Source organism: Kocuria arenosa (assembly GCF_042879215.1).
Lineage (GTDB): Bacteria > Actinomycetota > Actinomycetes > Actinomycetales > Micrococcaceae > Kocuria > Kocuria arenosa.
Map to the genome: position 1 here is coordinate 153463 of NZ_JBHZTA010000008.1, position 16308 is coordinate 169770.

General features: G+C 74.6%; 18 protein-coding genes, 1 pseudogene and 1 riboswitch. Of the genes and pseudogenes, 18 read left to right on the forward strand and 1 reads right to left on the reverse strand.

The window, feature by feature from the left end; translation table 11 throughout:
* Window positions 1–32: 32 nt before the first annotated feature.
* Window positions 33–196: riboswitch (FMN riboswitch) on the forward strand.
* Window positions 197–312: 116 nt separating this feature from the next.
* The 9 genes from ribD to ACFYE3_RS14390 all read left to right on the forward strand — a co-directional run bounded on the left by ribD (window position 313) and on the right by ACFYE3_RS14390 (window position 7462).
* Window positions 313–1371 (forward strand): bifunctional diaminohydroxyphosphoribosylaminopyrimidine deaminase/5-amino-6-(5-phosphoribosylamino)uracil reductase RibD, encoded by a 1059-nt coding sequence (ribD, locus tag ACFYE3_RS14350; RefSeq protein ID WP_387610222.1) that lies wholly within the window; start codon window positions 313–315, stop codon window positions 1369–1371.
* Window positions 1372–1516: 145 nt separating this feature from the next.
* The gene (locus ACFYE3_RS14355) at window positions 1517–2194 is read left to right on the forward strand and encodes a riboflavin synthase (RefSeq protein ID WP_368831749.1); all 678 of its coding nucleotides are present in this window, start codon (window positions 1517–1519) and stop codon (window positions 2192–2194) included.
* Window positions 2194–2868 (forward strand): 3,4-dihydroxy-2-butanone-4-phosphate synthase, encoded by a 675-nt coding sequence (gene ribB / locus ACFYE3_RS14360; protein WP_387610280.1) that lies wholly within the window; start codon window positions 2194–2196, stop codon window positions 2866–2868. Before ACFYE3_RS14355 ends, ribB begins: the two co-directional genes overlap by 1 nt.
* Window positions 2865–3602: a GTP cyclohydrolase II gene (locus tag ACFYE3_RS14365; RefSeq protein WP_387610224.1), complete on the forward strand. Its 738-nt coding sequence runs from the start codon at window positions 2865–2867 to the stop codon at window positions 3600–3602. Before ribB ends, ACFYE3_RS14365 begins: the two co-directional genes overlap by 4 nt.
* Window positions 3599–4078, forward strand: a complete 480-nt coding sequence (gene ribH / locus ACFYE3_RS14370; protein WP_387610225.1) for a 6,7-dimethyl-8-ribityllumazine synthase — start codon at window positions 3599–3601, stop codon at window positions 4076–4078. The genes ACFYE3_RS14365 and ribH overlap by 4 nt, the downstream gene beginning before the upstream one ends.
* A 63-nt stretch (window positions 4079–4141) precedes the next feature.
* Window positions 4142–4405, forward strand: a complete 264-nt coding sequence (locus tag ACFYE3_RS14375) for a phosphoribosyl-ATP diphosphatase (protein ID WP_368821254.1) — start codon at window positions 4142–4144, stop codon at window positions 4403–4405.
* Window positions 4406–4481: 76 nt separating this feature from the next.
* On the forward strand, window positions 4482–5327 hold the full coding sequence (hisG, locus tag ACFYE3_RS14380; RefSeq protein WP_387610227.1) for an ATP phosphoribosyltransferase: 846 nt from the start codon (window positions 4482–4484) through the stop codon (window positions 5325–5327).
* 45 nt (window positions 5328–5372) lie between these two features.
* Complete coding sequence (hisF, locus tag ACFYE3_RS14385; RefSeq protein WP_387610229.1) at window positions 5373–6137, forward strand: imidazole glycerol phosphate synthase subunit HisF; 765 nt, start codon at window positions 5373–5375, stop codon at window positions 6135–6137.
* Window positions 6138–6466: 329 nt separating this feature from the next.
* Window positions 6467–7462 (forward strand): helix-turn-helix transcriptional regulator, encoded by a 996-nt coding sequence (locus ACFYE3_RS14390; RefSeq protein WP_387610231.1) that lies wholly within the window; start codon window positions 6467–6469, stop codon window positions 7460–7462.
* Between the two features lie 10 nt (window positions 7463–7472).
* Here ACFYE3_RS14390 and ACFYE3_RS14395 read toward each other — a convergent pair whose 3' ends face one another.
* On the reverse strand, window positions 7473–7928 hold the full coding sequence (locus ACFYE3_RS14395) for a hypothetical protein (protein WP_387610233.1): 456 nt from the start codon (window positions 7926–7928) through the stop codon (window positions 7473–7475).
* 200 nt (window positions 7929–8128) lie between these two features.
* On the opposite strand from ACFYE3_RS14395, the gene ACFYE3_RS14400 reads away from it, so the two are divergent.
* From ACFYE3_RS14400 to lgt, 9 genes and pseudogenes are all read left to right on the forward strand, one after another.
* The gene (locus tag ACFYE3_RS14400) at window positions 8129–8794 is read left to right on the forward strand and encodes a Pr6Pr family membrane protein (protein ID WP_387610234.1); all 666 of its coding nucleotides are present in this window, start codon (window positions 8129–8131) and stop codon (window positions 8792–8794) included.
* Between the two features lie 63 nt (window positions 8795–8857).
* On the forward strand, window positions 8858–9238 hold the full coding sequence (gene hisI, locus ACFYE3_RS14405; protein ID WP_368821259.1) for a phosphoribosyl-AMP cyclohydrolase: 381 nt from the start codon (window positions 8858–8860) through the stop codon (window positions 9236–9238).
* Between the two features lie 53 nt (window positions 9239–9291).
* On the forward strand, window positions 9292–10890 hold the full coding sequence (locus ACFYE3_RS14410) for an anthranilate synthase component I (RefSeq protein ID WP_387610235.1): 1599 nt from the start codon (window positions 9292–9294) through the stop codon (window positions 10888–10890).
* Window positions 10883–11482, forward strand: coding sequence for a Trp biosynthesis-associated membrane protein (locus ACFYE3_RS14415; protein WP_387610237.1), 600 nt, complete (start codon window positions 10883–10885; stop codon window positions 11480–11482). Before ACFYE3_RS14410 ends, ACFYE3_RS14415 begins: the two co-directional genes overlap by 8 nt.
* Before the next feature lie 195 nt (window positions 11483–11677).
* Window positions 11678–11941: an HGxxPAAW family protein gene (locus ACFYE3_RS14420; protein ID WP_387610238.1), complete on the forward strand. Its 264-nt coding sequence runs from the start codon at window positions 11678–11680 to the stop codon at window positions 11939–11941.
* A gap of 149 nt (window positions 11942–12090) precedes the next feature.
* Window positions 12091–12855: pseudogene (gene trpC, locus ACFYE3_RS14425) on the forward strand (indole-3-glycerol phosphate synthase TrpC); the annotation flags it as partial.
* Window positions 12844–14211, forward strand: coding sequence for a tryptophan synthase subunit beta (trpB, locus tag ACFYE3_RS14430; protein ID WP_387610282.1), 1368 nt, complete (start codon window positions 12844–12846; stop codon window positions 14209–14211). The pseudogene trpC and the gene trpB, both read left to right, overlap by 12 nt.
* Window positions 14212–14255: 44 nt before the next feature.
* A complete protein-coding gene (gene trpA / locus ACFYE3_RS14435; RefSeq protein ID WP_387610284.1) occupies window positions 14256–15062 on the forward strand; it encodes a tryptophan synthase subunit alpha in 807 nt (268 codons plus the stop codon).
* 77 nt (window positions 15063–15139) lie between these two features.
* On the forward strand, window positions 15140–16030 hold the full coding sequence (lgt, locus tag ACFYE3_RS14440; RefSeq protein ID WP_387610240.1) for a prolipoprotein diacylglyceryl transferase: 891 nt from the start codon (window positions 15140–15142) through the stop codon (window positions 16028–16030).
* Window positions 16031–16308: the final 278 nt, after the last annotated feature.

Sequence of the window (16308 nt, forward strand, 5' to 3'; positions counted from 1 at the left end):
GGGCACGCCCTGTGACATAATCGGGGCACGAACAACGTGTTCCGGGGTCGGTGCAAGTCCGAACCGGCGGTCACAGTCCGCGAACCGGACGGCCACGTCCGTGCGGGAGCGCAGCTCCTGCACCGACAGGTCGCCCGGCCGAACCGGTGGAACTCCGGTACCGACAGTCACAGTCTGGATGGAAGGCAACACGTTCAACGGCCCTCGTGGCGTGCCGTCGACGGCACCGCCACGGCGCCGTCCGGACCCGCGGGTCCCGACGGCGGCACCGTTGTCCTGCGCCCCGGTTCCACCCCGGGAAAGGACGACGCGATGGACCCGCAGCACCGGACCGGCGACGACGCCGAGCGGTCGGTCATGCGGACCGCCCTGCACGCGGCGGCACGCGGCCCGCGCGGGGCCAATCCTCTCGTCGGAGCCGTCCTCGTCGACGCCGGCGGCCGGATCCTGCACGTCGGCCACCACCGCGGGGCGGGCACCGTCCACGCCGAGGTCGACGTCCTGGATCGCGCCGGGTCCGCCGGCACCGACCTGCGCGGCACCTCCATGTACGTGACCCTCGAGCCGTGCAACCACTGGGGCCGCACCGGCCCGTGCGCCGAGGCGATCGTGGAGGCGGGTGTGCCCCGGGTGGTCTACGGCGCCCCCGACCGCACGGCCGCCGCCGCCGGGGGAGCCGCCACCCTGCGGGTCGCGGGCCTCGAGGTCCGTGCGGGCCTGCTGGCCGAGGAGGCGGAGCGGCTCAACGACCGCTGGGGCGAGACCGTGCGCGCCCAGCGCCCGTTCGTGACCCTCAAGGTCGCCCAGAGCCTCGACGCCCGGATCGCCGCCGCGGACGGGACCAGCCGGTGGATCACGTCGTCGTCGGCCCGCGAGCACGGGCACGACCTGCGCGCCCGGGCCGACGCCGTCCTCGTGGGCAGCGGCACGGTCCTGGCCGACGACCCCCGGCTCACCGCCCGCACCGGCGACGGGGACGTGGTCCCTCGGCAGCCCCTGCGCGTGGCCATGGGCCTGCGCCCCGTGCCGCCCGACGCCGCGATCCGCGGGACCGACGGGCGCTTCCGGCACGTCACGACCCACGACCCCCACTCCGCCCTGGCCGAGCTCTACGACGCCGGCGTGCGCCACGTGCTGATCGAGGGCGGGGCCACCGTCGCCGCGGCCTTCCTCCGCGCGGGACTCGTCGACGAGCTCAGCCTCTACCAGGCGCCCCTCGTGCTCGGGGCGGGACGGCCCGCCTTCGAGGAGCTCGGCATCGGCACCCTCGCCGACGCCTCCCGGTGGCGGCTCGACCCCGCCGGCGGCGGACCCGTGCAGCAGCTGGGCCCGGACCTGTGGATCCACCTGCGGCCCGCCCCGCCGGACTGAGCGGCGCCCGGCCTCGGGCACTCCGACGGCAGCGGACCAGGACCCGGGACGTCACGGGCCGAAGCCCCCGGGACGCCGCCACAGAAGACCGACAGACCGACAGACCAGAAAGACCGACAGACCAGAAAGACAGAGGAAGCACCGCATGTTCACAGGAATCGTCGCCGGCCAGGGCACCGTGCGCTCGGTCGACCCCCGCCCGGACGGCACGAGCGCCCGCCTCCTCGTGGACGCCGGGCCCCTCGTGGCCGACCTGCCGCACGGCGGCTCCCTCGCCGTCAACGGGGTCTGCCTCACGGCCACGCGCACGGAGGAGATCGGCTCCGGACAGTTCCTGGCCGACGTCATCGGCGAGACGCTCGTGCGCACCACCCTCGGGGCGCTCGCCGCCGGCGACACCGTGAACCTGGAGCGCTGCGTGCCCGCCGGCGGGCGGCTCGACGGGCACGTGGTCCAGGGCCACGTCGACGGCACGGGGACCGTCTCGGTCCGCGAGGACCTGGGGGAGTGGGAGCGGGTCCGGGTCGCCGTGCCCGCCGAACTGGCACCGTTCGTCGCCGAGAAGGGGTCGATCGCCGTGGACGGCGTGTCCCTCACCGTGACGGCGGTCAGCGCGCCCGGTGCCGCGGAGCACTGGTTCGAGGTCGGGCTCATCCCGGCCACCCTCGCCGAGACCACCCTCGGACGCCGCCCCGTCGGCGCGTCCGTCAACCTCGAGGTCGACGTCCTCGCGAAGTACGCCCAGCGCCTGCTGGCCTTCGCCCGGACCGACAGCACCCCGGCGCCGGGCACGGCCCGGCCCACGGCAGGAGAAGGAGCATGATGCGGACCAGCAGCACCCACGAGGGGACGGGCCACGGCGGGAACGGGGCGGCCGGGGAGATCCGGCTCGACCCCGTGGACGCGGCCGTCGAGGCCATGGCCCAGGGCCGGCCCGTCGTCGTCGTGGACGACGCCGACCGGGAGAACGAGGGCGACATCGTCTTCGCGGCCGAGCACGCGACGCCCGCGCTGATGGGCTTCACCGTCCGGCACACCTCCGGGGTCGTGTGCGTGCCCATGACCGGGGCGCGGGCCGACGCGATGCGGCTGCCCCCGATGGTCGACGTCAACGAGGACTCGAAGGGCACCGCCTACACCGTCACGTGCGACGCCCGCCTCGGGGTGAGCACCGGCATCAGCGCCGCCGACCGCGCGCTCACCGCCCGGGTGCTCGCCGACCCCTCGGCGGGGCCCGCGGACATCACCCGGCCCGGGCACGTGCTGCCGCTGCGCGCCGCCGAGGGCGGGGTCGCCGTCCGCCGCGGGCACACCGAGGCCGCCGTCGAGCTGTGCTCCTTGGCCGGCCTCGAGCCGGTCGGCGTGATCGCCGAGCTCGTCCACGACGAGGGGGAGATGATGCGCCTGCCCGCCCTGCGCGCCTTCGCCGACCGGCACGGCATCCCGCTCGTGAGCATCGAGGACCTGGCGGCGCAGCTGCAGGAGGGCCGCCGATGAGGCCGGATCCCCCCCTGGTCAGCTCCGAGCCCGTGGTCGTGCCCACGCCCGAGGGCCGGTTCGAGGTGATCGGCTGGCAGCTGCCCGGCGGGCCCGGGGACCCGGTCGCCGAGCACCTCAGCCTCACCGCGCCGTCCTCCGACCGCGTGCCCGTGGGCAGCCCGCCGCTCGTGCGGCTGCACTCCGAGTGCCTCACGGGCGACGTCTTCGGCTCCTACCGGTGCGACTGCGGCCCCCAGCTGCACCTCGCGCTGCGGCGGATCGCCGACGACGGCGGCACCCTGCTCTACCTGCGCAACCACGAGGGCCGGGGGATCGGCCTGGTCAACAAGCTGCGCGCCTACAAGCTCCAGGATGCAGGGGCGGACACGGTCGAGGCGAACGAGCTGCTCGGCCTGCCCGCCGACGCCCGGGACTACACCGCGGCCGCGGCCATCCTGCACCGGCTCGGACTGACCCGGATCCGGCTGCTGAGCAACAACCCCGCCAAGGCCGAGCGCCTGGCCGACCTGGGCATCGACGTCGTCGCGATGGTGCCCAACGAGGTGCCGGCCCGCCCGGAGAACCACGACTACCTGGTGACCAAGCGGGACCGCATGCGCCACCGCCTGCGCCACGTCGACGACACCACCGCCCACCGCGGCGGCGCGGCGGACCCCGCCGGCCGGACCGACAGCACCATCGACAGCACCATCAACAGCACGACCGACAGCACAGGAGACCTCACCCCATGAGCGGACACGGCGCCCCCGACATCGACCTCAGCACCGCCGACGCGAGCGGCCTGCGCGTCGCCGTCGTCGCCTCGAGCTGGCACACGCAGATCATGGACGGGCTGATCGACGGCGCCCGCCGCGCGCTCGCCGACGCCGGCGTGCGGGACGCGCAGGTCGTGCGGGTGCCCGGCAGCTTCGAGCTGCCCGTCGCCGCGGCCCGCCTCGCCCCCGGCCTCGACGCCGTGGTGGCCCTCGGCGTGGTCGTGCGCGGCGGCACCCCGCACTTCGACTACGTGTGCTCGGCGGCCACCCAGGGCCTCACGGACGTGTCCGTGCGCACCGGTGTGCCCGTGGGCTTCGGCGTGCTCACGTGCGACACCGAGCAGCAGGGCCTGGACCGCGCCGGGCTCGAGGGCTCCCAGGAGGACAAGGGCTACGAGGCCACGGCCGCCGCGGTGCGGACCGCGCTGCTGCTGCGCTCCCTCGGCGTCTGAGCCCCGGGCCGTGCGGGTCCCGGCCGGTCGGGCGCCCGTCGCGGACCCATTACCCTGGTAGTCGTGAAAACCTTCGAGACCCTCTTCGCCGAGATCAGCGACAAAGCCGTGACCCGACCGGAAGGCTCCGGCACGGTCCGGGAGCTCGACACCGGTGTGCACGGCATCGGCAAGAAGGTCGTCGAGGAGGCCGCCGAGGTCTGGATGGCCTGCGAGTACGAGACGCCGGAGCAGGCCGCGGAGGAGATCTCGCAGCTGCTCTACCACCTGCAGGTGATGATGGTCGCGAAGGGCCTGCGGCTCGAGGACGTCTACCGCTACCTCTGAGCGCCCCGCCGCACCGGCGTCCCCGCCGCACCGGCGTCCCCGTCCCACCGAAGCCCCTGAGCCGAGAAGGAACCCCATGCTGCGTGTCGCAGTGCCCAACAAGGGCGCCCTGTCCGAGTCCTCCGTCACCATGCTCAAGGAGGCCGGCTACCGGCAGCGGCGGGACTCCCGCGAGCTGGTGCTCGTGGACCCCGAGAACAACGTCGAGTTCTTCTACCTGCGCCCCCGGGACATCGCGGTGTACGTGGGCGGGGGCATCCTCGACGTCGGGATCACCGGCCGGGACCTGCTCCTGGACTCCGGCGCCCACGCCGACGAGGACCTCGGGCTGGACTTCGCCCGGTCCACGTTCCGCTTCGCGGGCCCGGCGGGCCAGTTCTCCTCGATGGCCGAGCTGGCGGGCCGGCGGATCGCCACGAGCTACGACGGCCTGCTGCGCGACTACCTCGCCGAGCGGGGCGTGGAGGCCGACGTGGTCCGCCTCGACGGCGCCGTGGAGTCCTCCATCCGGCTGGGCGTGGCCGACGCGATCGCCGACGTCGTGGAGACCGGCAACACCCTGCGCGCCGCGGGCCTGCAGGTCTTCGGCGACCCCATCATGACCTCCGAGGCGCTGCTCGTCCGCAGCCGCGCCGCCACGGAGCCCGAGGGCCTGGCCGTGCTGCGGCGGCGCCTGCAGGGCGTGCTCGTGGCCCGGCAGTACGTGATGATGGACTACGACGTCGCCGAGGAGTACGTCGAGGCCGCCACCCAGATCACCCCCGGCATGGAGGGTCCCACCATCTCCCGGCTCGGCCGCGGCAACGCCTGGGCCGTGCGCGCCATGGTGCCCAAGTCCGAGACCAACAAGGTCATGGACGCCCTCTACGAGGTCGGGGCCCGCGCCATCCTGGTCTCCCCGATCCAGGCCGCCCGGATCTGAGCCCTGCTTCCCGCCCCCAACCCCGCAGCCGAGGAGGTGCCGCCCGTGGGCGTTGCCGTACGTGTCATCCCGTGCCTGGACGTCGACGCCGGTCGAGTCGTCAAGGGCGTGAACTTCGAGAACCTGCGCGACGCCGGTGACCCGGTGGAGCTCGCCAAGCGCTACAACGAGGCCGGCGCGGACGAGCTGACGTTCCTCGACGTCACGGCGTCCTCCGCGGCCCGGGCGACGACCTTCGACGTGGTCTCCCGCACCGCCGAGCAGGTCTTCATCCCGCTCACCGTGGGCGGCGGCGTCCGCGCGGTCGCCGACGTCGACCGGCTGCTGCGCTGCGGCGCGGACAAGGCGTCCATCAACACCGCGGCGGTCGCCCGTCCCGGGGTCATCGACGAGATCACCGGGCACTTCGGCAGCCAGGTGCTCGTCCTCTCCGTCGACGCCCGACGCACGGGCAACACCCCCTCGGGCTTCGAGGTCACGACCCACGGGGGGCGCACGCTGACCGGCCTCGACGCCCTGGACTGGGCGCGGGAGGCCGAGGACCGCGGCGTGGGGGAGATCCTGCTCAACTCGATGGACGCGGACGGCACCCGGGCGGGCTTCGACCTGGAGATGATCCGGGCCGTGCGCGCCCGGGTGCACGTGCCCCTGATCGCCTCCGGCGGCGCGGGCGCCCCCGAGCACTTCCCGCCGGCGGTGGACGCGGGCGCCGACGCCGTGCTCGCCGCCTCGATCTTCCACTTCGGTCCCGTGCACGCGATCGCCGAGGTCAAGGACGCGCTGCGCGCGGCGGGCCACGAGGTCCGCTGAACGGCCCCGTGGCTCGGGACGGCCACCGGGCGTAGAGTCGACCGTGAGCTGACGTCAGTCGCTCGACAGGCCGACCCGAAGGAGAGTCCACCGTGGGACTGAACAGCATCATCAGGAGTGTCACCGGGCGTGCGGGCGGGGGGACCGCCGGTCGGCCCGCCGGAGGACGCCGGGGCACCCGCGGCATGAACGCCGCGGGCCAGGCGGGCGCGGGCAGGACCGGCGGCCGCGGCCTCGGGGGTAAGCTGCGCGGCCTCCTCAACCGTCGATAGCGCACCGTGCAGGAGCGGCCCCGTCCTGGGGCCGCTCTCCACGTGCCGAGGACGCCGATGACCACGTCCGGGCCGGAGGAGGCCCCCCGCCCCGCGGAGGACCCGGTCCGCCGGACGTCGTTCTCCACGCACGACGCCGACCGGGGCATCGCCGCCATGTCCGAGCTCTACACGGGTCTCGGCATGCGCGCGCCCACCGACGGCTCGTTCGAGCTGCAGATGGCGGCGGCCTCGATCGGCCCGCTCCTGGCGCACCGGTTCCGGCTCTGCACCTCGGAGTCCTCCGGCACGGGCGACGTCTCCGGCACGTACTCCGTCGTGCACGTGCTGACCGGGCGCCTGACGGTCAGCTCCGGCAAGGAGCGCATCGCCACGCCCCTGCCGTTCCTGCTGCCGCAGGGACTGTACGGCGGCCGGTGGGACGGGCTCCTGGAACTGAGCACCGTGGTCCTGGACGCCCGCGCCGTCGAGGAGACCGCCCGCGACCTGCTCGGTGCGCCGGACTTCGGGCTGCGCTTCACGGGCAGCACCCCCGTGTCCCCGCAGATGACGCGCTACTGGCTCGCCCAGGTCCGGTACTTCCACCGGGACCTGCTGCCCAACGCGGAGGCGCTGAGCACGCCCCTGGTGCGGGCCGAGGCGTTCCGGTCGCTCGCCGCAGCCCTGCTGCACTGCTTCCCGAACACCTTCCTGGCGCAGCCGGCGCCGTCCGGGACCACAGCGGCGCTGCCGGCGCAGGTGCGCCGGGCGGTCGCGTTCGTCGACGAGCACCTGCACGAGGACGTCGGTCTCGCCGAGATCGCCGCGGCGGCACGGATGAGCCCCCGCGGGCTCCAGGCCGCGTTCCGCCGGGAGCTCGGTCGCACCCCCGTCGGCTACCTGCGGGAGGCGCGCCTGGACGCCGCCCGCCGGGACCTGCTCCGCGCCGACCCGGCCGCGGGCGAGACGGTCGCCGCCGTCGCGGCACGCTGGGGCTTCGCCCACCCCGGGCGCTTCGCGACCGTCTACCGGACTCGGTTCGGGGAGCCGCCCGGCACCACGCTGCACCACTGACCCCTCCGGCTCAGTCCCCGTCCCGGCAGGTCGCGTCCAGCCAGTCCCGCACGGGGGCGAGGGCCTCGTCGAGCGCCTGCCCGTCGAACCGCGCCGAGGGGTCCGCCTCCAGCGCCTCGCCGTGGGAGTCGACCAGCAGCTGCACCCGTGCGAAGTCCGGGGCCAGCACCGGAGGGGCGGCGTCGCGCACGGCCTCGACCTCGTCCTCGACCTCCTGGACCTCCGTCACGGTCGGGCCGGCCGAGAGGCCGGCCGGCAGCAGGGCGAGCGCCAGGAGGTCGTCGGCGACCGCCGCGCACGCCTCCCGCCGGTCCGGGTAGGCGCCCCAGGGGCCGTCCGCGGCAAGGGCGGGCGACCCAGCAGGGGAGGCCGTGGTCGCCGTGGCCGTGGGGGAGCCGGTCGGGGGGCCCGGCGTGCCGGGGCCCCCGCACCCGCCCAGCAGCGCGACGACGAGTGCGGCCGCCACCGTGCCGGGGGCCGCACTCCGCCGCCGCCTCGCCCTCCTGGAATGCATGCTCTCGGTGTCCCGCCCGCCGTCGCCACCCTGGTCCTGCGTCCACCATAGGCCCCACCGCCTCGGCTCGGCAGGGCCGCGGCCGAGGAAGCACGGCCTGCGGCCGCCGGGACTCCTATCCTGGAGCCCGGAGGTCCGGGAGGAGGACGAACGTGCGACTCGTCGTCGTCACCGCCCGGGCCTGCGCCCTGGCGGTCGCGGTCTGGGCGCTGGTCTCCCGGGCCGACTGCGCCTTCGTGACGCGCACCTGCCTGGGGTCGAACCTGTTCAGCTACTTCACGGTCCACAGCGCCGTCCTGCTGATCCTGGCCGTGCTGCTGGCGATGCTGCACACCGCGGCCCGGGCCGCGGAGCCGGGCTGGCTGACCGGGCTCCGGGCGATGGCCACCACCTACTGCGTGGTGTCCGGGGCGGTGTTCGGCGTGCTGCTGGCCAACGCGGAGCTGTTCGGCCACCTCTTCCTGGTCCCGCTGTCCTCGCAGGTGCTGCACTTCGTGCTGCCCGTCTACGCCGTGGTCGACTTCCTGCTCGGCCCGGGCCGTCGGCGGCTGCGCTGGGCCTCCACCTGGGCGTCCACCGTGTTCCCGGCCCTGTGGGCCGTGTACACCCTGGTCCGGGGACGGATGGTGGGCTGGTACCCGTACTTCTTCCTCGACCCCGCCCTGGTCGGCGGCTACCGGGCGGTGGGCACCTACGCCCTCGGGCTGTCCGTGCTCATCCTCACGGTGTCCTTCCTGACCGTCGCCGCCACCCGGCTGCCCACCGTCCCGGAGGGGCCGGGCCGTGGACGACTCCGCCCCCGCCGGCACGACCCCTGACCCGGTGGGCCCGGGGAACGACCCGGGACCGGGCCGCCCGGATAGGTCGATAGGATGGGGACGATGAGCGAGCAGACCCCCGACACCGGAACCGACGTCCTCGATCCTGCCGTGGCCCGGCGGCTCAAGCGCGACCCCGCGGGCCTCGTGGCCGCCGTGGTGCAGCAGCACGACACCAAGGAGGTGCTGATGCTGGGCTGGATGGACGACGAGGCCCTGCGCCGCACCCTCACGGAGGGCCGCGTGACGTTCTGGTCCCGCTCCCGCCAGGAGTACTGGCGCAAGGGCGACACGTCCGGGCACGTCCAGGCCGTGCACAGCGTGAGCCTCGACTGCGACGGCGACGCCCTGCTCGTCCGGGTCGACCAGACCGGGGCGGCCTGCCACACCGGCACCCGCAGCTGCTTCGACGGCCGCGACCTCGGCGCCGTCACCGCTGTCTGAGCCGCGCCACCCTCCGCACTCCCGTCCGCCACCAGGAAGTCAGGTCGACACCCATGCAGGACCTGGGCACCATCAGCCCCACGCTCGAGGAGTTCCGCGCGCTCGCCGCGGAGCGCCGCGTCATCCCCGTCCGCGTCAAGATCCTCGCGGACGCCATGACCCCGATCGGGCTCTACCGGGCGCTCGCCCTCGAGGACGGGGCGGCCCGGCCGGGCACCTTCCTCCTCGAGTCCGCCGCGGAGGGCGGGGTCTGGTCCCGCTACTCCTTCATCGGCGCCAACTCCCGGGCCACGCTCACCGCCCGCGACGGCGAGGCGCACTGGATCGGGCAGGCCCCGGCCGGCGCCCCCACCGGCGGCAGCCCCGTCGAAGCGCTGCGGGACACCATGGCGCTGCTGCACACGGAGCGCTTCGAGGACGTCCCCCCGCTGACCTCGGGGCTCGTGGGCTTCGTGGGGTGGGAGGCCGTGCGCCGCTGGGAGAAGCTCCCGCACCCGCCGGAGGACGACCTGCGCATCCCCGAGCTGGCCATGAACCTGGTCTCGGACATCGCGATCCACGACAACACGGACGGCACCGTGATGCTCGTGGCCAACGCGATCAACTTCGACGACACCGACGAGCGCGTCGACGAGGCCTGGGCCGACGCCGTGGACCGGGTGCACGCGATGCTGGAGAGGCTCGCCCGGCCCCTCGGCCGCACCACGGTCTCCACCCTCACCGGCAGCGACGAGATCCGCGGGGACCTGGAGTCCAAGGTCGCCCAGAGCTGGGACCGCACCCTGTTCATGAACTCCATCGTGGAGGGCAAGAAGGCCATCGTGGACGGGGACGTCTTCCAGGTGGTCGTCTCCCGGCGCTTCGAGACCGAGTGCACGGCCGACTCCCTCGACGTCTACCGCATGCTGCGCGCCATCAACCCCAGCCCGTACATGTACCTGTACAGCTTCGAGGACGCCGGCGGCCGTCCCTTCTCGATCGTGGGTTCGTCCCCGGAGGCGCTCGTGACCGTCACGGGCGACCAGGCCGTGACGCACCCCATCGCCGGGTCCCGCCCGCGCGGGCGCACGGTCGAGGAGGACCTCGCGCTGGAGCGGGACCTGCTCCAGGACGAGAAGGAGCGCTCCGAGCACCTCATGCTCGTGGACCTCTCCCGCAACGACATCTCCAAGATCGCCGTTCCCGGCTCCGTGGAGGTCACGGAGTTCATGGAGGTCGAGCGCTTCAGCCACATCATGCACCTGTGCTCCAACGTCGTGGGCCGGGTGCGCCCGGACGCCACCGCCTACGACGTGCTCGCGGCGACGTTCCCCGCCGGCACCCTGTCGGGGGCGCCCAAGCCCAGGGCCCTGCGCCTGCTCGACGAGTACGAGCCGCTGCGCCGCGCCGTCTACGGCGGCGTGGTCGGCTACCTCGACTTCGCGGGCGACATGGACATGGCCATCGCCATCCGCACGGCCCTGCTCGTCGACGGCAAGGCCTACGTCCAGGCCGGCGGCGGGATCGTCGCGGACTCGGACCCCGAGACCGAGGCCCTCGAGTCCCTCAACAAGGCCACCGCACCGCTGCGGGCGGTGCTGCTCGCCGAACGCCTGCACGCCCTGGACCTCGACCGGGTGGCCGTGCCGGGGACGGGCGCCGGGCGTGTCTGAGGGCCGCGGCTCCCGGCGGGCGATGCTGTCCCGGCGGTCCACGGTGGTGCTCGCCACCCTGGTCGCCGCCCTCGCCGTGTTCGCCTGCTCGGCCGCCACGTGGATCTCCGCCACGGTGCAGACCACGCTCCAGCCCGTGACCGTGGACGTCGCCGGGTCCGACGCCGCGCCGGCCGTGACGGCCCTGGGTCTCGCCGCGGCCGCCGGCGCCCTCACCACGGCGATCTCCGGGCGCGTGCTGCGCGCCGTGGTGGCCGTGGTGGTCCTGCTCGCCGGCCTCGGCGCGCTGGCCGCGTCCGTGGCGGTGCTGGCCGACCCGGCAGGCGCCGCGCAGACCGCCGTGGGTGAGGCCACCGGGATGATCAACGCCGGCGGCGACTTCGCCGTCACCGCCTGGCCCTCGCTCGCGGCGGCCGCCTCGGCGCTCGTGGCCCTGTGCGGCGCCTGGACGCTCGTGGCGGGCCGGTCCTGGACCGCGGCCCGGCGCTACGAGCGCGCCGGGACGGACGGGGCCCCGTCCGGGACGCCCCGCCCCGGCGACGAGATCGACTCGTGGGACGCCCTCACCGAGGGCCGCGACCCCACCGCCTGAGCCCGGTGCCCGCACCGGGGCCCGGGCCCGCCGCAGCAGGGGACCGCACGCCCCGCAGCCCCGTGGGGCGTGCGCGGGCGCGGGCCCAGGGGTGGCACAATGGGGCGGGACAGACCGTCAGCAACCGCCGCGCCCCGCCGGGGCCGTGCGAGCGGAGCCGGCCGGCTCCGGCAGGGATATCGGGAGTGCAACAACATGGCAAACGGAAACGAGATCGTCCTCGACCACACCGGCTTCGTGGGGCACGGCAACACGCTGGCCGCGTGGGTGACCGTCGGCATCATGTCGGTGGGCGTCATCGTGGGCGTGGTGGGCTTCACGGTGGGCAGCACCGTCCTGCTGATCGCGGGCATCGTGCTGGTCGTCGTCGGGCTCGTCGCCGGCTTCGTGCTCAGCAGGATGGGCCACGGCAGCGGCTCCGAGCAGCGCAAGCACGAGGCGCGCAACCACCAGGGCTGAGACCGGGCCGGCGCGTGCCGGCCCCGGGAGCCCGGCACGGGCCGGCCCGGTCCGCGTCCGGGGCCGGCCGCCGTCCCCGTCCGCCCCGGGCGCGGCCCGCACCCACGAACGCACCAGGGCGGCCAGCGCCGTCGAGAGGACAGGAAACCATGTCGCAACAGAGCACCGGGACGGTCCTGGACGCCATCATCGAGGGCGTCCGGGCAGATCTGGCGGAGCGCCGTGAGCGCGTCGGCCTCGACGACCTCCGCCGGGCGGCCGCGCAGCAGCCCCCGGCCCTGGACGCCGAGTCGGCGCTGCGGGGACCCAGCGAGGACGCCGTGCAGGTCATCGCCGAGGTCAAGCGCTCGAGCCCCTCCAAGGGTGCGCTGGCCCCGATCGAGGACCCGGCGCGCCTGGCCGCGGCCTACGAGCACGGCGGGGCGTCGGTGATCTCCGTGCTGACCGAGCAGCGACGCTTCAACGGCTCCCTGGCCGACCTCGACGCCGTGCGCGCGGCCGTGGGGGTGCCCGTGCTGCGCAAGGACTTCACGGTCGACGAGTACCAGATCTGGGAGGCGCGGGCCCACGGGGCGGACCTGGTCCTGCTGATCGTCGCCGCCCTCTCCGACGACGAGCTGCGCCGCTTCCTCGCGCTCACCCACGAGCTGGGCATGCACGCCCTGGTGGAGACGCACACGCCCGAGGAGATCGAGCGCGCGGCCGCCGTGGGCGCCCGCATCGTGGGCGTCAACGTCCGCAACCTCAAGACCCTCGACACCGACGTCGAGACCTTCGGCCGGCTCGCCGGGCTCCTGCCCCAGGACGCGGTCGTCGTGGCCGAGTCCGGGGTCGAGGGCGAGGAGCAGATCGCTCTCTACGCCTCGCACGGGGCCAAGGCCGTCCTGGTCGGCGAGGCCCTCGTGCGCAGCGCCGAGCCGGCCTCGACCATCGCGGCCTTCCGCGCGGCGGGCGCGGCCGCGCGAGCCCGGCGGCACGTCCCCGAGGCCGAGGCCGCCGCCGCGAAGGCGTCCTCCTTGCGCGAGGCCCCCGGGCCGTACTTCGGGGACTTCGGCGGCCGGTGGATGCCCGAGTCCCTCATCGCCGCCCTCGACGAGCTCACGGACGTGTTCGAGAAGGCGAAGGCCGATCCGGAGTTCATCGCGGAGTTCCAGCGGCTCTCCCGCGACTACTCGAACCGGCCCTCCCTGCTGACCGAGGCCCAGCGCTTCGCCGCCGAGGCCGGGTGCCGGATCTTCCTCAAGCGGGAGGACCTCAACCACACCGGCTCGCACAAGATCAACAACGTGCTCGGCCAGGCCCTGCTGGCGCGGCGGATGGGCAAGACCCGGCTGATCGCCGAGACCGGTGCCGGCCAGCACGGCGTGGCCTCGGCCACCGCGGCCGCCCTGTTCGGCATGGAGTGCGTGGTCTACATGGGTGAGGAGGACACCCGGCGGCAGGCCCTCAACGTCGCGCGCATGGAGCTGCTGGGCGCCACCGTGGTGCCCGTGACCAACGGCTCCCGCACGCTCAAGGACGCGATCAACGAGGCGCTGCGGGACTGGGTCGCCTCCGTCGAGCACACCCACTACCTGCTGGGCACCGCGGCGGGCCCGTACCCGTTCCCCGCGATGGTCCGCTACTTCCACGAGCAGATCGGCGAGGAGACGCGCGAGCAGGTCCTGGCACAGGCCGGGCGCCTCCCGGACGCCGTCGCGGCCTGCGTGGGCGGCGGGTCGAACGCGATCGGCATCTTCCACGGCTTCCTGGACGACCCCGCGGTGGAGCTCTACGGCCTCGAGGCCGGCGGGGACGGCGTGGAGTCCGGACGCCACGCCGCCACGATCTCCCTGGGCCGTCCCGGCGTGCTGCACGGGGCCCGGACCTACCTCATGCAGGACGAGGACGGGCAGACGCTCGAGTCCCACTCGATCTCCGCGGGCCTCGACTACCCCGCCGTGGGCCCCGAGCACTCCTACCTGCACGACATCGGGCGGGCGCACTACGAGGCGATCACCGACGCCGAGGCGATGGAGGCCTTCCGGCTCCTGTGCCGCACCGAGGGCATCATCCCCGCCATCGAGACCTCCCACGCCCTGGCCGGGGCGCTGAAGATCGGCCGCCGCTGGGTCGAGGAGCTCGGGCCGGAGGCGGCCGCGGAGAAGATCGTCGTGGTCTCCCTCTCGGGGCGCGGCGACAAGGACGTGGCGACCGCCGCGGAATGGTTCGGGATGCTCCCGGACGACAGTGCCGAGGCCGAGCTCGGCGAGAAGGGCGAGCGACTGTGACCACCACCCGACACGAGACCTCCGGTCCGGACCTCGCCTCCCGCATCCTGCCGCCGGGGCTGAGCGCCGACCCCGGCTCGCGGCTCGCCGCCCGGATCGCCGAGTGCCGGGCGCAGGGGCGGCCGGTCCTGGTCGGCTACCTCCCCGCGGGCTTCCCGACCGTGGACGAGTCCATCGAGGCGGCCGTGGCCCTCGGCGCCAACGGCGCGGACGTGATCGAGATCGGCATCCCGTACTCGGACCCCGTCATGGACGGACCGGTGATCCAGCACGCGACCACGACGGCCCTCGCCAACGGCTTCCGGGTGGCCGACGTGTTCCGGGTGGTCCGTGCCGTGGCCGAGCGCACCGACGCGGTGCCCGTGGTGATGACCTACTGGAACCCCGTCCTGCAGATGGGCGTCGACACGTTCGCCCGACGGCTCGCCGAGGCCGGGGGAGCGGGGATCATCACCCCCGACCTGATCCCCGACGAGGCCGGGGAGTGGTTCGCCGCGTCCGCGGCCCACGGCCTCGACCGGATCTTCCTGGTGGCGCCCTCCTCCTCGCGGGAGCGGCTCGACCTGGTGGTCAAGGCCGCGAGCGGCTTCGTCTACGCGGTCTCCGTGATGGGCGTCACCGGCGCCCGGGACGCCGTCTCCGACGTCGCCGAGCAGCTCGTGGCGGACACGCGCGCGGCCGGGGCCCAGCACGTGTGCGTGGGCCTGGGCGTCTCCCGCCGGGAGCACGTCGAGGAGATCGGCGCCTACGCGGACGGCGTCATCGTGGGCACCGCCCTCGTCCAGGCGCTGGCCGACGGCGGCCCCGAGGCCGTGGGCGCGCTGGCCCGGGAACTGGCCGGGCGCGCCTGATAGCGTGACGGGCGGCCCCACCCCCGCGCGGGCGGGGCCGCCCCTCCCGACGACCCCACGAGCCGAGGCCCCACCGCATGCTGCTGAGCGCCGTTCCCCCCGTGCCCGCCCTGATGAGCGCCCCGCTCCGGCAGGGCATCCCCTCCCCGGACTGGTCCGGCTTCTCGGTCGGCCCGCTGACCGTGCACGCCTACGCCCTGTGCATCCTCGCGGGCATCGCGGCGGCCCTGTGGCTGACCACACGCCGCTGGGCGGCCCGGGGGCTGGACCCGGAGATCGTGTGGGACATCGTGATGTGGGCCGTCCCCGCCGGGATCGTGGGCGCCCGCGTCTACCACGTCCTGATCACCGACCCGGCCGGCTACTTCGGCCCGGGCGCGGACCCCGTCGACGCGCTGCGGATCTGGGAGGGCGGTCTCGGGATCATGGGCGCCGTGGCGTTCGGCGCCCTGGCCGCGTGGTGGGTGTGCCGCCGGCACGGGGTCTCCCTGGCCGTGTTCGCCGACGCCGCGGCGCCCGGCCTGCTGCTCGCGCAGGCGATCGGACGCTGGGGCAACTGGTTCAACCAGGAGCTCTTCGGACGGCCCACCACCCTGCCGTGGGGACTCGAGATCGACCCCGGCAGCGCCAACTTCCCGGCCGGGCTGCCGGCGGACACCCTCTTCCACCCCACGTTCCTCTACGAGTCCCTGTGGAACCTGCTCGGCGTGGTGCTGCTGCTGGCCCTGGACCGGCGGTTCCGCCTGGACGGCGGCCGCCTGTTCGCGCTCTACCTGATCCACTACGGCCTGGGCCGGATGCTCATCGAGCTGTTCCTGAGGATCGACCCGTCCCTCATGGTGCTGGGCCTGCGCGTGCACGTGTGGACCGCCCTGGGGGTCGTGCTGCTGGGGCTGGCCCTGTTCGCGGCGGTGGTGCTCCGCCGCCGCCGGGCCCGCGGCACCGCCGTGGAGGCCTCGCGCGCCTGATACCGCACCGCGGGCGGGGACGGGGTCCCTGGCTGGGGAGTTTTCAGAGCTGTAACATCTGAGTGCTAGATTCTTCTGGCGCCTGACCGGCGGACGGGTGAACCACGTCTCCGGCTCCGGCGCACGCCACGATCGTCCATCGTCGGACATTCCTGGAACGGGGCCCTTCCGCCGTCCGGCACCACCTCGATCACTGCTCGAGGACGTCGGCGGCAGCTCACGATCCGGCGGCACCTCCCGACCGGAGCTCTGCCGCGGGGGCCGCTCCTGTTGACCGC